The organism is Streptomyces sp. 13-12-16 (assembly GCF_002114215.1).
Taxonomy (GTDB): Bacteria; Actinomycetota; Actinomycetes; order Streptomycetales; family Streptomycetaceae; genus Streptomyces.
Genome location: NZ_NCTE01000866.1, coordinates 1 through 2,577, shown reverse-complemented (window position 1 = coordinate 2,577; position 2,577 = coordinate 1). Strand labels below are relative to the sequence as shown.

Sequence of the window (2,577 nt, the reverse complement as noted above, 5' to 3'; positions counted from 1 at the left end):
CCCCCCGCGCAACGACCCCCCGCGCCCCCGCCGGTAACGCAATGATCTTGCGGGGGTGCGCAAGGTTGCTGCATTTCAGGAGCAACGGAGAACCTCGTAGGGTTACGCGCTGTACGTGTGTGGCGGGGACTCCGCTCGACGGGTCCCGGCTGTCGCGGGACGCCGTCGGTCCCCTGCCGCGGAAGACCGGCAGCGACGAAGGAGTCAGCGCGTGCTCGACCAAGGCGCACCCCCGCACAACGGCCGCCCCGCCGCCCCGCCGTCCCCCGGCCTCGGCGCGCGCCTGATGCGCCGCAAGCCCGTGGAACGCCTGGTCGCGGAGGGTGGCCAGGGTGAGGGTGGCTCCCTGCGGCGGTCCCTCGGCCTGTGGCAGCTGACCATGATCAGCATCGGTGCCACCCTCGGAACCGGCATCTTCGTCGTCCTCGGCGAGGCCGTCCCCAAGGCCGGCCCGGCCGTCACGCTGTCCTTCGTCATAGCCGGTCTGACGGCCCTCTTCTCCGCCCTCTCCTATGCCGAGCTGGCGGGCACCATCCCGGTCTCCGGCTCCTCCTACTCGTATGCGTACGCAACGATGGGCGAGCTGGTCGCCTGGGTCTGCGGCTGGTGCCTGATGCTGGAGTACGGCGTGTCGGTCGCCGCCGTCGCCGTCGGATGGGGCGAGTACCTCAACGAACTCCTCGACGGCACCATCGGCGTCACCATCCCGGCCGCGCTCTCCGCCCCGCCCGGCGACGGAGGCGTCTTCAACCTGCCCGCGCTGATCGTCGTCCTGCTCGCCATGGCGTTCCTGATGGGCGGCGCCCGCGAGTCCGCCCGCGCCAACACGATCATGGTCGTCGTGAAGATCGGCGCGCTGGTGCTGTTCTGCGCCATCGGCGTCCAGGGCTTCCGCTCCGGCAACTACGAGAACTTCATGCCGCTCGGCATGGCCGGCGTCAGCGCCGCCGGGGCGACGCTCTTCTTCTCGTACATCGGCTTCGACGCCGCCTCCACCGCCGGCGAGGAGGCGAAGGACGCCCAGCGCGACCTGCCCCGCGCGATCCTGCTGTCGCTCGCCATCATCACCGCGCTGTACGTCCTGGTCGCCGCCGTCGCCGTGGGCGCCAAGCCCTGGCAGCAGTTCACCGACTCCGAGGCCACGCTCGCCCAGATCATGCGCGAGGTCACCGGCCAGGGCTTCTGGGGCACCCTGCTGGCGTTCTGCGCCGTCATCGCCATCGCCAGCGTCGTCCTGACCGTGCTCTACGGCCAGACCCGCATCCTGTTCGCCATGGCCCGGGACGGACTGGTGCCCAAGGTGTTCGGCAAGGTCAGCCCGAAGACCGGCACGCCCCGCGCCAACACCCTGATCGTCTCCCTCTTCTGCGGCGTGCTGGCCGCCGCCATCCCGCTCGGCCAGCTCGCCGACGCCACCAGCATCGGCACCCTGTTCGCCTTCGCGCTGGTCAACGTCGCCGTCGTGGTGCTGCGCCGGACGCGTCCGGAGATGCCCCGCACCTTCCGGGTGCCGCTGTCCCCGCTCATGCCGGCCCTCGGCTTCGCGTTCTGCCTGTGGATGATGGGCAGCCTGTCCGCCGTCACCTGGGTGGTCTTCGGTGTCTGGATGGCCGCCGGGCTCGTGTTCTACTTCCTGTACGGCCACCGCCGCTCCCGGCTCGCCGCCCCCGCCACACCAGAAGCGAAGTGAACCGCCCGCAGTGCTGAACGATCTCGACGAACGCATCGTGCACGCCCTCGCCGAGGACGCCCGCCGCTCCTACGCGGACATCGGCCAGCTCGTCGGCCTGTCCGCGCCCGCCGTGAAACGGCGCGTGGACCGGCTGCGCGCCACCGGGGCCATCACCGGGTTCACCGTACGGGTGGACCCGGCCGCCCTCGGCTGGGAGACGGAGGGGTTCGTCGAGATCTACTGCCGCAGCAACACCTCCCCGGAGACCATCCAGCGGGGCCTGGAGCGCTACCAGGAGGTCGTGGCCGCCTCCACCGTCACCGGTGACGCGGACGCGGTCGCCCAGGTCTTCGCCTCCGACATGCGTCACTTCGAGCGGGTCCTGGAACGCATCGCGGGCGAGCCGTTCGTCGAGCGGACGAAGTCCGTGCTGGTGCTGTCCCCGCTGCTGCGCCGGTTCTCGTCGGGATCGCCCGCGTAGAAAGGCCCGTTCCGGCGTACGCTGACTCCATGCGGAGTCAGGATGATTCCGGACATATGCGGACCGTCCCATCGGCTGATCCGTGCTTCCCCGTGTTCGTCGACTCCACCGGCAGGCGCGCGCGGGTGCTCCGGCGCACCGGATACGGCGTGGCCGGGCTGGCGGCCGCGTACTTGATGGTGCTGGTACTGAGCCTCATGGGGGCGACCCCGTTCGCACCGGGCGTCCTGCTGCCGCCCCTGCCCGGAGAGGCCACGGCCCCGTCGGTGCCGGACCGGGAAGGGGGACCGGACGACGGGCCCCGGCCGCCCGGCGGTGTGCTCGACCCGGGGCGGAGCGACGCCGGCACGGCGGTGGGCCCGGGCTCCCCGCTGGTTCCCCTGCTCACGCCGCCCGGCGGTCCGCTCCTCACCCCCGCGGCCCC

General features: G+C 71.8%; 2 protein-coding genes and 1 pseudogene. All 3 read left to right on the top strand.

Annotated elements, in window-relative coordinates:
- The first annotated feature begins 211 nt into the window (after positions 1 to 211).
- Positions 212 to 1,690, top strand: coding sequence for an amino acid permease (locus B7767_RS30755; RefSeq protein ID WP_085575003.1), 1,479 nt, complete (start codon positions 212 to 214; stop codon positions 1,688 to 1,690).
- Between the two features lie 10 nt (positions 1,691 to 1,700).
- Positions 1,701 to 2,153 (top strand): Lrp/AsnC family transcriptional regulator, encoded by a 453-nt coding sequence (locus tag B7767_RS30750; RefSeq protein ID WP_030867804.1) that lies wholly within the window; start codon positions 1,701 to 1,703, stop codon positions 2,151 to 2,153.
- Positions 2,154 to 2,182: 29 nt separating this feature from the next.
- A pseudogene (locus B7767_RS30745) lies at positions 2,183 to 2,577 on the top strand (hypothetical protein); the annotation flags it as partial.